12 protein-coding genes and 2 pseudogenes are annotated in these 14,641 nt (G+C 64.8%); 8 read left to right on the forward strand and 6 right to left on the reverse strand.

The genetic code is table 11. The features are described from left to right. Positions 1-43 precede the first annotated feature (43 nt). From FA04_RS26465 to FA04_RS26485, 5 genes are all read left to right on the forward strand, one after another. The gene (locus tag FA04_RS26465; protein WP_034805526.1) at positions 44-1,555 is read left to right on the forward strand and encodes a sugar ABC transporter ATP-binding protein; all 1,512 of its coding nucleotides are present in this window, start codon (positions 44-46) and stop codon (positions 1,553-1,555) included. Then, on the forward strand, positions 1,552-2,514 hold the full coding sequence (locus FA04_RS26470; protein WP_034805523.1) for an ABC transporter permease: 963 nt from the start codon (positions 1,552-1,554) through the stop codon (positions 2,512-2,514). The genes FA04_RS26465 and FA04_RS26470 overlap by 4 nt, the downstream gene beginning before the upstream one ends. 22 nt (positions 2,515-2,536) lie before the next feature. After that, the gene (locus FA04_RS26475) at positions 2,537-3,478 is read left to right on the forward strand and encodes a tagatose kinase (RefSeq protein WP_034805520.1); all 942 of its coding nucleotides are present in this window, start codon (positions 2,537-2,539) and stop codon (positions 3,476-3,478) included. 5 nt (positions 3,479-3,483) lie between these two features. Beyond that, entirely contained in the window at positions 3,484-4,764 is a 1,281-nt protein-coding gene (locus FA04_RS26480) for a D-tagatose-bisphosphate aldolase, class II, non-catalytic subunit (RefSeq protein WP_051659703.1), read from the forward strand. Between the two features lie 121 nt (positions 4,765-4,885). Continuing rightward, complete coding sequence (locus FA04_RS26485) at positions 4,886-5,902, forward strand: LacI family DNA-binding transcriptional regulator (RefSeq protein ID WP_034805926.1); 1,017 nt, start codon at positions 4,886-4,888, stop codon at positions 5,900-5,902. 79 nt (positions 5,903-5,981) lie between these two features. Here the strand turns inward: FA04_RS26485 and FA04_RS35980 are convergent. Beyond that, a pseudogene (locus FA04_RS35980) lies at positions 5,982-6,260 on the reverse strand (cysteine hydrolase family protein); the annotation flags it as partial. On the opposite strand from FA04_RS35980, the pseudogene FA04_RS26495 reads away from it, so the two are divergent. Beyond that, positions 6,249-6,929, forward strand: a pseudogene (locus FA04_RS26495) (GlxA family transcriptional regulator); the annotation flags it as partial. The pseudogenes FA04_RS35980 and FA04_RS26495 sit on opposite strands and share 12 nt — an antisense overlap. Before the next feature lie 37 nt (positions 6,930-6,966). Here the strand turns inward: FA04_RS26495 and FA04_RS26500 are convergent. The 5 genes from FA04_RS26500 to FA04_RS26520 form a co-directional block, all read right to left on the reverse strand. After that, a complete protein-coding gene (locus FA04_RS26500; RefSeq protein ID WP_034805508.1) occupies positions 6,967-8,214 on the reverse strand; it encodes an MFS transporter in 1,248 nt (415 codons plus the stop codon). Beyond that, complete coding sequence (locus tag FA04_RS26505; RefSeq protein ID WP_234798790.1) at positions 8,214-10,529, reverse strand: TonB-dependent siderophore receptor; 2,316 nt, start codon at positions 10,527-10,529, stop codon at positions 8,214-8,216. Before FA04_RS26505 ends, FA04_RS26500 begins: the two co-directional genes overlap by 1 nt. A 253-nt stretch (positions 10,530-10,782) precedes the next feature. After that, positions 10,783-11,733 carry a FecR family protein gene (locus tag FA04_RS26510; RefSeq protein WP_034805505.1) on the reverse strand — a complete coding sequence of 317 codons (951 nt, stop codon included), beginning with the start codon at positions 11,731-11,733 and terminating at the stop codon, positions 10,783-10,785. Between the two features lie 97 nt (positions 11,734-11,830). After that, a complete protein-coding gene (locus tag FA04_RS26515; protein ID WP_034805502.1) occupies positions 11,831-12,337 on the reverse strand; it encodes a sigma-70 family RNA polymerase sigma factor in 507 nt (168 codons plus the stop codon). 213 nt (positions 12,338-12,550) lie between these two features. Continuing rightward, positions 12,551-13,468, reverse strand: coding sequence for a LysR family transcriptional regulator (locus FA04_RS26520; protein ID WP_034805499.1), 918 nt, complete (start codon positions 13,466-13,468; stop codon positions 12,551-12,553). A gap of 91 nt (positions 13,469-13,559) precedes the next feature. Between FA04_RS26520 and FA04_RS26525 the strand changes: the two genes are divergently transcribed. Together FA04_RS26525 and FA04_RS26530 are read left to right on the forward strand one after the other, a co-directional pair. After that, positions 13,560-13,967 carry a VOC family protein gene (locus FA04_RS26525; RefSeq protein WP_034805495.1) on the forward strand — a complete coding sequence of 136 codons (408 nt, stop codon included), beginning with the start codon at positions 13,560-13,562 and terminating at the stop codon, positions 13,965-13,967. After that, positions 13,954-14,625 (forward strand): SDR family oxidoreductase, encoded by a 672-nt coding sequence (locus tag FA04_RS26530; RefSeq protein WP_034805492.1) that lies wholly within the window; start codon positions 13,954-13,956, stop codon positions 14,623-14,625. The genes FA04_RS26525 and FA04_RS26530 overlap by 14 nt, the downstream gene beginning before the upstream one ends. Positions 14,626-14,641: the final 16 nt, after the last annotated feature.

Raw genomic sequence — 14,641 nt, forward strand, 5'->3', positions numbered from 1 at the left:
CTGGCCGGAGGCGCTGCTCTCGGCTGACCTGAAGGAGGCCGCCATGTTTGGTTCGACCAGCGATACCATTCTCGAAATCGACAACGTCACCAAATCCTTCGGCCAGGTCGCGGCGCTGAAGGGCATGCGCCTCAAGGTTCGCCGCGGCCGGGTGCACACGCTGCTCGGCGAAAACGGCGCCGGCAAATCGACGCTGATGAAGATCCTCGCAGGGGTTCACGAGGCGACCTCGGGGGAAATCGCCCTCGATGGGCGCCCCTACCAGCCGCGCAATCCGCAGGATGCCGCCGCACTCGGTCTTGCCATCGTCTTCCAGGAACTCAGCCTCTGCAGCAATCTGACGGTGGCCGAAAACATTCTCGCCACCCGCGAGCCACGCCGCTTCGGCTTCATCAACGACAAGGAACTGGTCGTCAGGGCCCGCGCGATCGTCGCCGATCTCGGCCTGCCGATCGATGTCAGCGAGAAGGTCGGCAATCTCTCGATCGCCCAGCGCCAGCTGGTCGAGATCGCCAAGGGCTTAAGCCACGAGGCCAAAGTCGTCATTCTCGACGAGCCGACGTCGTCGCTCAGCGACAGCGAAGCCGAGATCCTCTTCGACATCATCGCGCGGCTGAAGAGCCGTGGCGTCGCGGTCATCTACATCTCGCACCGCATGGAAGAGATCATGCGGCTCAGCGACGACATCACGGTCATCCGCGACGGTGAATATGTCTCCACCCATGATCGCGACGACGTCACCATCGAGACGCTGATCGCGCTGATGGTCGGCCGCCGCATGGACGAAATTTATCCGCCAGCGGCACACGAGCAGAAGCCGGATGCCACGCCGGTTCTCTCCGTCGACGACCTCACCCGCGACGGCGAGTTCGAGAACATCTCCTTCGACATCCGGCCCGGTGAAATCCTCGGCTTCTTCGGCCTCGTCGGCTCCGGCCGCTCCGAGGTGATGAACGCGCTCTTCGGCATGAGGGCCGCGACCGGAACTGTGCGCTTCGAGGGGCAACCGGTCCGCTTCCGCTCGCCGGCAGAGGCAATCGCCCGCGGCATCGGCTTCGTCACCGAAAACCGCAAGGAAGAGGGCCTGGTCCTCAGCCACAGCGTCGGCTGGAACATCTCGATGGCGGCGCTCTCCGATTTCACCGGCCCGCTCGGCTTCACCCGCAGCCGCGCCGAACGCACGGCGGCAGCCCAGGAAGTCGGCCGGCTGGCGATCAAGACCCATTCGCTCGACACGCCCTCGGGTTCGCTCAGCGGCGGCAACCAGCAGAAGATCGTGCTCGCCAAGTGGCTGCTGACCCGGCCCAAGGTGCTGATCCTCGACGAGCCCACTCGCGGCGTCGATGTCGGCGCCAAGTTCGAAATCTACAAGATCATCCGCCAGCTGGCGGCCGAGGGGACGGCGATCCTGCTGATCTCCTCCGAGCTGCCGGAAGTGCTGGGAATGAGCGACCGCGTCGTCGTCATGCACGAGGGCGTCATCGGCGCAACGCTTTCCGGCGCCGAACTCAACCCGGAAACGATCATGGCGCACGCAACGGGATTTAAATCATGACGCAGCAATCCGAACTCCAGGCCGCCTTCCTGCGCGCCCTGAAACAGTATGGCGGCATCCTTTTGTCGTTGGTGATGCTCTGCGTCATCTTCTCCTTCCTCAACCCGCGCTTCATGTCGGTCGTCAACTTCATGAACATCCTGCAGCAGGTGGCCGTGGTGGCGATCGCCGCCTTCGGCATGACCTGGGTGATCCTGCTTGGTGAGATCGACCTTTCGGTCGGCTCGATCATTGCGGTTGCGGGCATGGTCGGCGCGCAATGTTTCGCCTTCGGCCTCGGCTTCGCGCCGGCGCTCGCCATCACGCTTCTTGCCGGCGCCCTGATGGGCATGCTGAACGGCGTACTGACGGCAAAGCTGCTGCTGCCATCCTTCATCGTCACCGTCGCGACCATGGGCATCTACCGCGGCATGGTCAGCCTGCCGACCAACGGCGCGCCGGCGATGATCGAGAACTCGACCTGGACCGCCATCGGTACCGAAAGCTTCCTCGGCCTGCCGATCATCATCTGGGTCGTCGCCGTGCTCTTCCTCGTCAACCACATCCTTTTGAGCAAGACGAGCTTCGGCCGCCGCGCCTATCTGACGGGCGGCAATCGCGAGGCAGCGGTCTATTCCGGCATCAAGGTCGACCGGCTGAAGATCACCATCTTCATGATCTCGGGCGTGATGGCGGCGATCAGCGGCGTGCTTCTCTCCTCCCGCCTGTTCTCCGCCCAGACCAATGCCGGCATGAGCTACGAGCTCGACGCGATCGCGGCGGCAGTCCTCGGCGGCACCTCGCTTGCCGGCGGCGTCGGCACCATGGTCGGCACGCTGATCGGCGCGCTCATCATCGGCGTCATGAACAACGGCATGAACATGCTGTCGGTCCCTTACTTCTACCAGCTCATCGTCAAGGGCCTGGTGATCCTGATCGCCGTCTGGCTCGACGTCCGCGCCAAGCAGGCAAAGCGCTGATCTTTCCGAAGAGAACATACCCATGCACAAGATACTGACGATCGGCGAAATTCTCGTGGAGATCATCGCCACCGAAAAGGGCGACGGCTTTCGCCAGGCGACCCCTTTGATCGGCCCCTACCCCTCGGGTGCGCCGGCGATCTTCATTGACCAGGTCGGCAAGCTCGGCCAGGCAGCGGCAATGATCTCGCGCGTCGGCAACGACGATTTCGGCCACGTCAACCTTGATCGGCTCAAGGCCGATGGCGTCGACATCTCGGGTATCGCGGTCGATCCGCTCGGCACCACCGGCAGCGCCTTCGTGCGCTACCGCGCCGACGGCAGCCGCGCCTTCGTCTTCAACATCCGCCACAGTGCCTGCGGCACGATCCGGTTCGACGAGGCGACCCGGGCGCTGGTCGGAACCTGCAGCCACCTGCACGTGATGGGCTCGTCGCTCTACGCTCCAAGCGTGGTCGAGAGCATCATCGCCGCGATCGAGATCATCAAATCAGCCGGCGGCACCGTCTCCTTCGACCCGAACCTGCGGCCGGAAATCCTCGACAGCCCGGGCATGCGCGAGGCGCTGCAGGCGGTGCTCGCCAAGACCGACGTCTTCCTGCCGAGCGGACAGGAACTCTTCCTGTTCACGCAGGCAAAGACCGAAGCGGAAGCCATTGCCGAGCTGCTCGCCGCCGGCATCAAGGTGGTCGTCGTCAAGCGCGGCGCCGATGGCGCCAGCTATTTCGATCGTAAAACGACGCTCTCGCATCCGGGTTTTGCGGTCGAGGAAATCGACCCGACCGGCGCCGGCGACTGCTTCGGCGCGACCTTCGTCACCTTCTGGCTGAACGGAGCCAAGCCCGCTGAAGCATTGGAATTCGCCAATGCCTCGGGCGCGCGCGCCGTCATGATTTCCGGCCCGATGGAAGGCGCATCGACGCGCGCCGATCTCGAAACCTTCATCACCGCGAAAAAGGGCTGACCGCCATGCAACAGAACCTTCTGATCGACATCGCCCGCTGGTCCGAACGCCCCGGCCCGCGCGGCATACCCTCTGTCTGCTCGGCCCACCCGCTGGTGATCGAAGCCGCCATGCTTCGGGCGCTGAAGGAAGATGCCGCGCTTTTGATCGAGGCGACCTGCAACCAGGTCAACCAGGACGGCGGCTATACCGGCATGACGCCCGCCGATTTCACCCGCTTCGTCGCCGGGATCGCCGATCGTGTCGCCTTCCCGAAGGACAAGATCATTCTTGGCGGCGACCATCTCGGCCCCAACCCGTGGAAACACCTTGCGGCCGAAGAGGCCATGGCCAAGGCCGAGACGATGATCGAAGCCTATGCCAAGGCCGGCTTCACCAAGCTGCATCTCGATACCAGCATGGGCTGCGCCGGCGAGCCGGTGGCTCTGCCCGATGCGGTGACGGCGGAGCGCGCCGCGCGGCTGGCGGCTGCCGCCGAAGCCGCTATTCGCGGCGAAAACCACACCGCTCCCGTCTACATCATCGGCACCGAAGTGCCGGTTCCGGGCGGCGCACTGGAAGAACTCGACACGCTGGAAGTCACCGCACCCGAGGCGGCGGTCGAAACTGTCTCCATTCATCGCCAGGCGTTTGAAAAGGCCGGCGCTGCCGACGCCTTCGGACGTGTCGTCGGCGCGGTGGTCCAGCCGGGCGTCGAGTTCGGCAACGAGAACGTGATCGCCTATGACCGGGCGAAAGCGGCGAAGCTCAGCGCCAGCCTGAAACAGCTCGACGGCGTCGTCTTCGAAGCGCATTCGACCGACTACCAGACACCAGAGGCGCTGCGCGATCTCGTTTCCGACGGCTTTGCCATTCTCAAGGTCGGCCCGGGCCTGACCTTCGCTTTGCGCGAGGCACTCTACGGCCTCGACCAGATCGCCGCCTTCCTTTTCCCCGAGGCGCGCAAGCAGACGCTGGCGGCCGTCACCGAGGAAGTGATGCGCGAGGAGCCGGCCAACTGGGGCAAGTATTACCACGGCTCGGCGGAGGCCCAGCGGCTGCAGCGGCACTTCTCCTATAGCGACCGCATCCGCTATTACTGGCCGCATCCGAAGGTCGCGGCAGCCGTCGAAGAACTTCTGGCACTGCTTGACGGCGTCGTCATCGCGGAAACGCTGATCAGCCAGTATCTCCCCGGCAATTACGAGCGCGTGCGCGACGGTGAAGTCGCGGCTCAAGCAAAACCGCTGGCACTTGCTGCCGTCGATCGGGTTCTCGAGGATTACTTCAAGGCCTGCCGCGCTTAGCGCCCGGCCCTCTGTTCGGTGAATATTTGCGAGCCGGTACTGCCTATCCCCTCGAAATGAACCTATAAACGAAATCAAAACAATATGGGGCACAGCGACCGTGGACAGACAGATCAAGACCATGGAGGATTTTTCGGAGTTCGTCGGCCTGTCGCGCCCGACGGTCTCGAAATACTTCAATGATCCAGGCTCGGTCCGCAAGAAGACCCGCGATGCCATAGAGGCTGCGATCAAGCAGTCGGGTTTTCGCCCGAACATCTTCGCCGTCAACCTGAACCGCCGCCGCACCAACATCCTCGGCGTCATCGTCCCGAACTCGACCGACCCTTTCTACATGGCGCTGACGCGCCGGATCGAACACATCGCCAACCAGGCAGGGTTCCTTGCCTTCGTGCTCTCCTCCGACGGGCGGCCGGAAATGGAAGAGCGGGCGATCGAGACCTTCAAGTCGATGAACGTCGCCGGCGCCATCATCGCGCCGCTCGGCGTGCAGTCGCATCACCGGACGCTGACGGCGCTCGGCGCCAGCATTCCGCTGATCTATGTGGACTCGCCACTCGACGACAGCTCGTCCTTCGTCGGCACCGACAACCGCCAGAGCTTCCGTCTGATGGTCGATTATCTTTGCCGCTCCGGCAGCCCGCCCTGCTACTTCGGCATGCCGCCGGTCAACAACAACGCGATGGCCCGGCGCGACGCCTATCTGGAAGCGATGCAGCAGCTGAAGATGGAGCCGGCACTGGTCGAAACCACGCCGAATGCCGCCTGGGATTTCGAAAAATTCGGCTTCGACGAGACGCTGCGCATCCTCGGCTCCGGCGGCTTTCCAACCAGGACGGTGCTTTGCGCCAACGACCGCGTCGCCTTCGGCGTGATTGCCGCCGCCTTCCAGTCGGGCCTCAAGGTCGGGCGCGACGCCGATGCGGATTTGCGTGTTGCCGGCCACGACGACCATCCGCTGTCGCGCTACACCTGCCCGCCGCTGACGACGGTGGCGCAGAACTACAACGAGATCGGTCGTCTGGCGATCGAACTGCTTTTGTTCAAGCTCGGGGAAACCACCGACGACGGCGGCGCCTTCCCCGAGGACGAGCGCATTCTCTTGAGCGCCGAGATCATGCTGCGCGGTTCCGCCTAGCAAGGTCGGGCGACCCGTTCTGTCCGAATGCGACCTCTCAGAAGAGCGCGCTCCAGACAGGCCCGGTTGCGCTGATCAATCAGGACCGGCGCGCCAGCGCCAGCACCTGATCGGTCGTCAGGATATCGCCGAAGGTGTCATCGATCGTCGCCAACGATGCGCGATGCAGCAGCGCATGCGGAACGACGTCACCTTCCCCCGTATCGAGATCGCGTGTGGCGCAGGCATCCGAAGCGACGATGACGTTGAAGCCGAGCGGCACGGCATCACGCGCTGCACCGGCAACGCAGGCATGGGTCATCAGCCCTGACATGACGAGCGTATCGACGCCAGCCTGCCTCAACTGGGTGCCGAGATCGACGGCCTCTGCCTCGGCACCTTCGTGCTCGCCGAAGCCGGCCTGCTCGACGGCCGGGCGGCCTCGACGCACTGGGCCTGGGCGGACGAATTCGAGCGTGCCTACCCGCAGGTCGCGCTGAACCGGAACGCGCTCTATCTCGACGAGGGCGATATCCTGACGTCCGCCGGAACGGCCGCGGCGATCGACTGCTGCCTGCACATCGTGCGCAACGACCACGGCGCCGAGATCGCCAACCGCATCGCCCGCCGGCTGGTCGTCGCACCTCATCGTCACGGCGACCAGGCGCAATATATCGAAGCGCCGCTCCCTGCCCCCGGCAGCGGCGACCCGCTCTCAGCGACGACTACCTGGGCGATCGAACATCTCGACGAGCAACTGTCGCTCGAACGGCTGGCCGATCACGCCGGCACGAGTCTCCGCAGCTTCACCCGGCACTTCCGCAAGAAGACGGGAACGACGTTCACGCAATGGGTTCTGGCGCAGCGGTTGGCGGTGGCGCAGCGCCTGCTGGAGACCGGCTCCTGTTCGGTCGATCACGTAGCGGAGATGGCGGGTTTTGGCTCCACCGTCTCCTTCCGCCAGCATTTCACCCGCGCCCTCTCCATCTCGCCAGCCAGCTATCGCCGACAGTTCCGCAACCGGCCAGCACGTGCATCCGCGCCTTAACCGGTCCCTTGCCCGTGTACAACAGGTAGCGCCGGCGTCAGCGCAAGGCGCGCTGCGCGTCGGCCCGCATCGGCGGCCGCACGAGGAACGCCAGCAACGGCACCGCAACCGTTGAAACCCCTGCCGCGCAAATAAAGAAGGCGGAATAGCCGAACCGTTCGGCGATCCAGCCGGCGCCCAAGCCCCCGGCCATGCTGACAAGGCTGTCCATGCATTGGAACAGAGTGAAATCTACGCCCGCCTGGCGCGGATCGGCCCAGCCCATGAACTGTGCATAGAGCGCGACGAAGCCGATCGCCATGACGCCGGAGGAACTGGCGACCGCAAGCGTCATCACCAGCGGTCGCGAGACATCACCGGAGGCGCCGACATAGGCGAACGCGACCAGCATCGTCACCTGCAGGAGCAGCGCGCCGATCAGCACGGCACCGGTACCGCACAGGCGCACGAGCAGACCGCCGAACAAGGCCCCACCGAAGCCGACGAGCATGCTGCCGACACCATTGAGCATACCGACAGAGGCGAGATCGAACCCGTAGTCGATCAGGAAAGGGCCGAGCATGGCAAGGCCCCATTTCTGCGCGGACACATAGATCGCTGCGAGCAGAAGGCCTTTGCGCACCTCCGGCCGGGCGAGCGCGGCCTTGAGCGACGGAGTGTGGCTGCGCGCCTCGTTCGTCGGGCGCGAACCGGGCCCGAGCAGGAAAGGCAGACCGAGCCCCAGCACGACGGCGGCCATGATCCACACCGCCGGGGCCCAGCCGAGCCGATCGACGAGCACGAGGAACAGGCCGGCACCGATCGCCGAGCCGACATAGGAGCCGCCGACTTGGGCGGCATTGCCCCAACCGTGATGCTCTTCGGCGAGCGTCTCGACCGCAAAACCGTCGCAGGCGATGTCGACGGTCGAGGTGAAGAGCGCGATGAACACGAGGCAGGCGAGAACGGGGAAGAGCCGCTCCGGGCCGATGAACCCGAGAACCGCCAGCATCAGCGCCGACAGCGTGCCGCCGACGACAATGATGACCGCCGAGCGGTTGCGACCGACCACCGGCAGGCGGAAACGCTCCACCTGCGGCGACCAGAGGAACTTCAGCGCCCAGGGCAGCACCGTCAGATAGACGAGGCCGATCTGGTCGAGCGGGAGGCCTTGCGTCCGCAAGACCGCCGGCAGACCGAGCATCGTCAGCCCGCCGATCACGCTCTGCGCGACATAGAGCCCACCGACCGCGAAGAAGATCGCGGCCGGCGACGGCCTTGGCTGGACTGCCTTTTCCGACGCCATCAGAAGCGGTAGCGCAGGCTGGCGACGACCTTGCGGCCTTCGTCGAAGTAGCAGAAGCCCGTTGTGCAAAGCTGCTCGACTTCGTCGAAGAGGTTGGTCGCATTGAGCTGAAGCCGCACGCCCTCGAAGTTCGGATTGGCAGCGCCAAGATCGTAGCGCACCGAAGCATCGACAAATGTGCGCGCCTGGTTGTTGAGGACCGGCGTGTGGACGTTGTCGCCGAAGCTCGAGCCGACATAGCGCACGCCTGCGCCGACGCCGAGCCCTTCGAGCGGTCCGGACTGCACCTCGTAGTCCGCCCACAGCGAGAACATGTGGTAGGGCGAGGAGTTCAGCTGGTTGCCGAGCGTTTCCGACGTCAGCTTGGTGATTTCGACGTCGTTGTAGGAGTAGGACGCGATGAAGTTCCAGCCGTTGTCGAGCGAGGCCGTGCCCTCGAGCTCGAAGCCGCGTGACTTCAGATCGAGCTGGCGCAGGAGGTTGAGACCCGATGACGTCTCGTAGACGGTGGCGTTTTCCTGGTCGATGTTGAAGACCGCGGCCGTAATCGTCGCGTTCTGGCCGGGGATCTCGTACTTGACGCCCGCTTCCCATTGCTTGCCGAGCGTCGGCATCGCCGGCGTATCGGTGCCGCCGAGATTGAGGATCACGCCCGGGTTGGAAACGAAGGCCGTGCCGTAGCTGACATAGGGCATCATGCCGTTCGGCAGCACGTAGCCAAGGGCGGCGCGCGCGGTCGTCTCGCTGTCGTCGCGGTTGAAGCGCCTTCCGTCGATGGAATATTTGTTGTCCACCCAGTCGTGGCGCAGGCCCGCCGTCAGGCGCCAGGCCTCATACTCGATCTGGTCCTGGATGTAGATGCCGATGCCGCTTTGCGACTGCTTCTGGGTCGAAGTCAGCTTCGGCACATAGGTGAAGTCGTCGGTGAAGAGATCCGGCCCGCTGCCCTGCTGCGAGGTGTACTTCATGTAGCTGTAGTCGATGCCGGCGATCAGCTGGTGCGCAGCGGCACCCGTGTCGAAGTCGAACTTCAGATAGGTGTCGCTGGCAAGGCCGCTGTTGTCCTCGACGGTCAGGCCCGGATACTTGGCGAACACCCATTCCTGCCGCGTCGAAATGTCGGAGTAGCGCAGCTTGTGGAAGAGCGTGACGCTGTCTGTGAGCTCATGCTCCAGCTCGTAGCCGATGCGCGCCTGCTTCTGGGTGAAATCGTTGAAGCGGGCGTCGCCGCCATAGGTCGGGATCGCGCCGATCGACTTGCCGTCCGGCCCGTAGCGGTTGAGGTAGCCCCAGGTGCCGCCGGTGGTCGAATCCATGTACTCGCCAAGCAGCGTGAACTTGGTGCCCTCGTCCGGCTGCCAGGTGAAAGCGGGCGCGATGAACAGGCGGTCGTCCTTCACCGCCTCGATCTCGGTGCGGCCGTCGCGCGCAAGACCGGTCATGCGGTAGAGCATGGTGCCTTCGTCGTCGAGCGGTCCGGAAACGTCAAAGGCGCCCTGCACGCGACCGAAGGAACCGTATTGCACCTCAACCTCGCGCAGCGGGTCGCTGGTCGGGCGTTTCGAGACGATATCGACGATACCGCCAGACGAGCTGGCGCCGTAGATGGAGGCGGCCGGGCCGCGCAACGTGGCGATTGCCTCGACGCCATAGGGCTCCAGCCGGAACAGGCCGTTGGGGCTTGCGATCTGGCGCAAGCCGTCTCGGAAGATTCCGGTCAGCGTCAGGTCGATGCCGCGCACCTTGAAGGCGTCGAAGCGCGGCTCGGCGCCGTACTGGCCGACGCGGGCGCCGGGTGTATAATTCAGCGCTTCCATCAGGTTCTGGGGCTTCAGGTCCTGCAACTGTTTCTGGCTGATCACTGACATCGACTGCGGCGTCTGCATGACCGGCGTATCGGTCTTGGTGGCGATCCTTGCGGATTTCGCCACGTAGCCGTCAGTCTCGACGATGCCTTCGGCGCCGGTCCGCTCGCCGGTCGCGGTGATCTTTTCCAGTTGCGTTGCGCCATCCCTGACGACGGCGCCGGTGGTGATCGTCGCGTCCGCCGGATCGAAGATCTGCACGGTCGTTGCGCTGACGATGCGGAAGCGAAGCCCGGTCCCGTCGAGCAGTTGCACAACCGCCGCCTCGGTCGCGAGCCTGCCTTCAACGCCCTTGGTCACCTTGCCGCTGGTGAGCGCGCTCGGATAGAGCAGGCGCAGGTCGGCCTGCCGGCCGAGCTTGAGAATGCCCGTTTCAAGGGAGCCCGCGGGAACGGAGATCGCTTTGGACGCCGTGATCGCGGACGGTGCCGCCGTCGCCTGTGCCTGCACTGCGCTCGCGCAGGCGATGAAAGAAACACTGGCGAGCGCCAAGCATGCAAAAGACCGGCGTCGCGATCCACGACCCTGCAAAATTCTCATCCGAGATCCCCTACTCCAACTCCGGGCGGGCCACCTCGAACCAGGTGCAGCGCCGCCACTGCTGACTAAGAGTGTGGGGAGCGCGTTCTCCTGACGTCACCGGACGATTTTTGTCAGAAAAGATTCTTGTAAGGCGCGAAACCGCCTTGCCGCCGGCGTCAACCTAACGCGACTGGACGAGGACCATCAGGCCCGAGAGCCGCAAGACACGGAGCGGCAGACTGGCTTCGAGAACGCTCAGTGCGTCGTCGGTATCGTGCAGATCGAAGATGCCCGACACTTCGAGCGCGCCAGCCTTCTCGTCGATGAGCAGGATCCGGCCGCGGCGGTAGCGCTCGAGCGTCGAAAGGACCTCACGGAGCGGCAGACGGGAGAAGACAAGCTTTCCGTCGCGCCAGGCCGTCCCGGCGGCAACATCCGTCTTCGTCAGGAACAGGCGACCCTGCCGGTCGATCGTTGCCGCTTCGCCGGCGCCCAGGATGGCTTTCTGCCCGGCCGCCTCGACTTCGACACGGCCCTCCTCCACCTTAACGTCGGCCGCTCGGTCCGCCCCCGTCGCGCCAACCGAGTAGCGGGTTCCGAGCGCCGTCGCGCTGATCGAGCCGTCTTCGACCACGAAGGGCCTCTGCGGATTTTTTGCGACGGCGAAGAACGCCTCGCCGCGCAGCAGCCGCACCTTTCTTTGCCCCTGATCATAGTGAACGACGAGCGCCGTGTCGGTGTTGAGGTCCACCTGCGTCCCGTCCTCCAGCGCGATGCGCCTGACCTCGCCGACACCGGTGTAGTAGTCGGCGCGCCAACGGTCGCCATAGGGCGTCGCCAGCGTCAGGATCGCGACGCCTGCGGCAAGACAGAGCCCGACAAAGCCACCGACGCGGCGGCGGCGCTGTGCGCGCAACTGCCCGAGCCGCCCTTCGGGGATCGGTACCTCGCCGAGATCGCTCCATAATGCCCGCAGTTCTTCGTAGGCCGCCCGATGATCCGGATGCTCGTCGAGCCAGCGCTCGAATGCCTGGCGGTCGATAACGGTCGCATCCTCGGACTGCAGTCGCGCAACCCAGCCGGCAGCCGCTTGCAGAACGCTGTCATCGATTGTCTGGCGATCGCCACTCATTCCTGTCTTCCGGTCGAACTGAAAATGCCTTCGGGCGGTCCCAAAGAATCGCTCCCATCATCTTAGAGTTGAATGGATGGTTTTGCCTGATGTCGGCTCAGAAAATAATCTCGGCGCGCATTTTCCGGCATTCGAGCAGCGCCCGGATGATGTGCTTTTCGACCATGTTTCTCGATATGCCGAGCTGCTCGGCAATCGCGCCGTTGCTGAGGCCGTGCAGGCGGCTGAGGATGAAGACCTGCTGGCAACGGTTCGGAAGCCCCTCGATGGTGCGCGCCATGATCAAAAGGCACTGGCGGGCGTTGACGATGCGATCCTGGATCGGCCTGTCTTCGGCATGCTCGATGCCGTCCTCGTCGGCAACGAACAGCGCCTGCTCGCGCGCGGTGCGCTCGGCAGCGACCCGCGCGACGGAGCGCGCGACCTGGAACAGATAGGCTTGCGGGTTCTCGATCAGCGTCGAGCGCGATGCCTCCAGCATGCGCATGAACGTTTCCTGCGTGGCGTCGACGGCATCCTCGCGACTTCTGAGGCGGCGGCTGAAGAAACGGCGTATCCTGCCCTCTTCCCGTTCGTGGAGCCCCTGCACCATCGCATCGGTCATCAATCTGCCTCTCCATCGCGGGAGCCGCGCGGCCGCCGCCGGAACCAGCGGTGGCGCCGTGCGCCACCGCTTATGTTGAATGTGTTACTCATGTTTTATAAGTGAAGCCGCGCGCGACCGCAATGCGCTGGCATGCCGCATTGGAAAACGGGGGGCGGTACTGTTGCACGACGGCCACGTCGGCAGCGGCCACGGGCGGACGTGTCGCCGGCCCTATGCGTCTCCAATGCGCGTCAGGACAGTCTCGATCGAACCGAGTTCCGAAGCGATCCGCTCGATCAACAGCCGCACCCGGCGTGGCTGGACGTTCGCCGGCGGATAGACGATCTGCAACCCGGTTTCGCCGACCGCAAAATCCTTGAGAAGCTCGACCAGCGCGCCGGAGGCCAGGTCCTCGGCGATGTCCCACACCGACTTCAGGGCGATGCCGCGCCCCGCCCTGCACCACGCCCCCACCAGTCCGCCGTCATTGGCGACGCGACGCCCGCGCACCATGACCTTGTGCGGCTTGCCATCCACCTGAAAGGCCCATTCGCGGTCGAGATTGGCGCCGAAGCGCATGACGATGCAGTCGTGGCGGGAGAGATCGTCGGGATGCTCCGGCCGGGCCTTAGCTTCGAGATAGGAAGGCGCCGCACAGACGACGCGCCGGTTCTCCCCGAGCGACCGAGACCTCAGCGTGCTGTCGGCCAGCACGCCGTGCCGGATCGCGAAATCCATGCCCTGGCCGACCAGGTCGAGGTAACCGTCGGTGAGATTGAGATCCACCGTCACATCGGGGTGCTCCGCGAGAAAGCGATCGAGGATCGGTACGATGTAGCGCCGCCCCATATCCTCAGGCGCGCTCAGCCGGATCGGCCCCGAGATCGTGCACGTGCCCGACCGGATGCCGCTCTCCAGTTCGTCGGCCTCCGCCAGCAGCCGGCGGGCGCCGTCCACCAGCAGGCGGCCCTCCTCCGTCAGGCTGATCGCCCGCGTCGTACGTTTCAGAAGTGCGGCGCCATAGTGGGCCTCGAGTGCTGCCAGCCGCTCGGAGACGGAGGCTGGCGACAACCCCTTCTCGCGGCCGGCGGCGGAAAGCCCGCCCTTTTCGACGATCAGAAGGAACAGAGCCAGATTGTCCAGCAGCATCTTTCGCTTTCCCCGAAATATAATTTTGGAAATAAGCCAATTATCCGGATGCGCCGCAAGCGCTAAATTTGCTGGCGAAAGGAGACGCGTGATGCACATCGACCACGTCACCATCCGCACCACCGATATCGACGCCACACGCGCGTTCTTCGAGACGGTCTTCGACCTGACCGTCGGCGAGCGTCCGGCAGCTATCCGCCGAATCCCCGGCTGCTGGCTCTATGCCGGAGGCAAGCCGATCGTCCACCTCATCGGCAGCCGTGGCGTGGGCTTCGAGCGTGCGGCCGAAGCGATCGATCATGTCGGCTTCCGGTTCGAAGGCTACGCCGCCTTCCGCGCCAAGCTCGACCGGCTCGCCATTCCCTATTCGACCATGGACCTTGCCGACATCGGCGAGCGGCGGCTGTTCCTGCGCGCGCCCGGCGGACCGCTGCTCGAAGCCGTCTTTTGTGAACCCGTCCGCACCCTTCCTCCGGAGAATGACCATGACTTTCACTGACACCACCGTCTCCGTCGTCATCGGCGGCACCAGCGGTATCGGCGCCGCCGTCGCCAAGGCGCTTGCCGAGCGCCCGGGCCGGGTAGAGATCGCCAGCCGCGCCACCGGTCTCGATCTTGCCGATGCTGCGGCAGTGGCCGCCTATTTCCAACAACTCGGTCCGTTCGATCACCTGATCGTCACGGCTGGCTCCTCGGCGCCGGGCGGCACCGTCGTCGATATCGACCTCGAAGCAGCCAAGGCCGCCTTCGACGTCAAGTACTGGGGCTCGATCCTGCTTGCCCGCGAGGCGGGCAAGAGCATTCGGCCCGGCGGTACGATCACCTTCACCTCGGGCTTTCTCGCCCGCCGATCGGTGCCGGGCACCTTCGTCAAGACGGCGATGAACGCGGCACTCGAAGCAACCGCCAAGGTGCTGGCCAAGGAATTGGCACCGCTGCGGGTGAACGTCGTCAGCCCCGGCCTGACGCGAACGGAAGCCTATGCCGGCATGGCCGGCGAGGCGCGCGACGCGATGTTCGATCGCGCCGCTGCAACACTGCCTGCCGGCCGCGCCGGGCAACCGGAAGATATCGCCAACGGCTATCTCTTCGCCATCGACAATCCCTTCGTCACCGGCTCGGTCATCGACATCGAAGGCGGCGCACTGATCAACTGACGTGCTTCCCCGCGCT

This window comes from Ensifer adhaerens, from assembly GCF_000697965.2.
Lineage (GTDB): Bacteria > Pseudomonadota > Alphaproteobacteria > Rhizobiales > Rhizobiaceae > Ensifer > Ensifer adhaerens.

Excerpts from the sequence above, each read along its gene's own strand:
- FA04_RS26465 (WP_034805526.1), top strand. The coding sequence starts at position 44 with ATGTTTGGTTCGACCAGCGATACCATTCTCGAAATCGACAACGTCACC.
- FA04_RS26470 (WP_034805523.1), top strand. The coding sequence starts at position 1,552 with ATGACGCAGCAATCCGAACTCCAGGCCGCCTTCCTGCGCGCCCTGAAA.
- FA04_RS26475 (WP_034805520.1), top strand. The coding sequence starts at position 2,537 with ATGCACAAGATACTGACGATCGGCGAAATTCTCGTGGAGATCATCGCC.
- FA04_RS26480 (WP_051659703.1), top strand. The coding sequence starts at position 3,484 with ATGCAACAGAACCTTCTGATCGACATCGCCCGCTGGTCCGAACGCCCC.
- FA04_RS26485 (WP_034805926.1), top strand. The coding sequence starts at position 4,886 with ATGGAGGATTTTTCGGAGTTCGTCGGCCTGTCGCGCCCGACGGTCTCG.
- FA04_RS26500 (WP_034805508.1), bottom strand. The coding sequence starts at position 8,214 with ATGGCGTCGGAAAAGGCAGTCCAGCCAAGGCCGTCGCCGGCCGCGATC.
- FA04_RS26510 (WP_034805505.1), bottom strand. The coding sequence starts at position 11,733 with ATGAGTGGCGATCGCCAGACAATCGATGACAGCGTTCTGCAAGCGGCT.
- FA04_RS26515 (WP_034805502.1), bottom strand. The coding sequence starts at position 12,337 with ATGACCGATGCGATGGTGCAGGGGCTCCACGAACGGGAAGAGGGCAGG.
- FA04_RS26520 (WP_034805499.1), bottom strand. The coding sequence starts at position 13,468 with ATGCTGCTGGACAATCTGGCTCTGTTCCTTCTGATCGTCGAAAAGGGC.
- FA04_RS26525 (WP_034805495.1), top strand. The coding sequence starts at position 13,560 with ATGCACATCGACCACGTCACCATCCGCACCACCGATATCGACGCCACA.
- FA04_RS26530 (WP_034805492.1), top strand. The coding sequence starts at position 13,954 with ATGACTTTCACTGACACCACCGTCTCCGTCGTCATCGGCGGCACCAGC.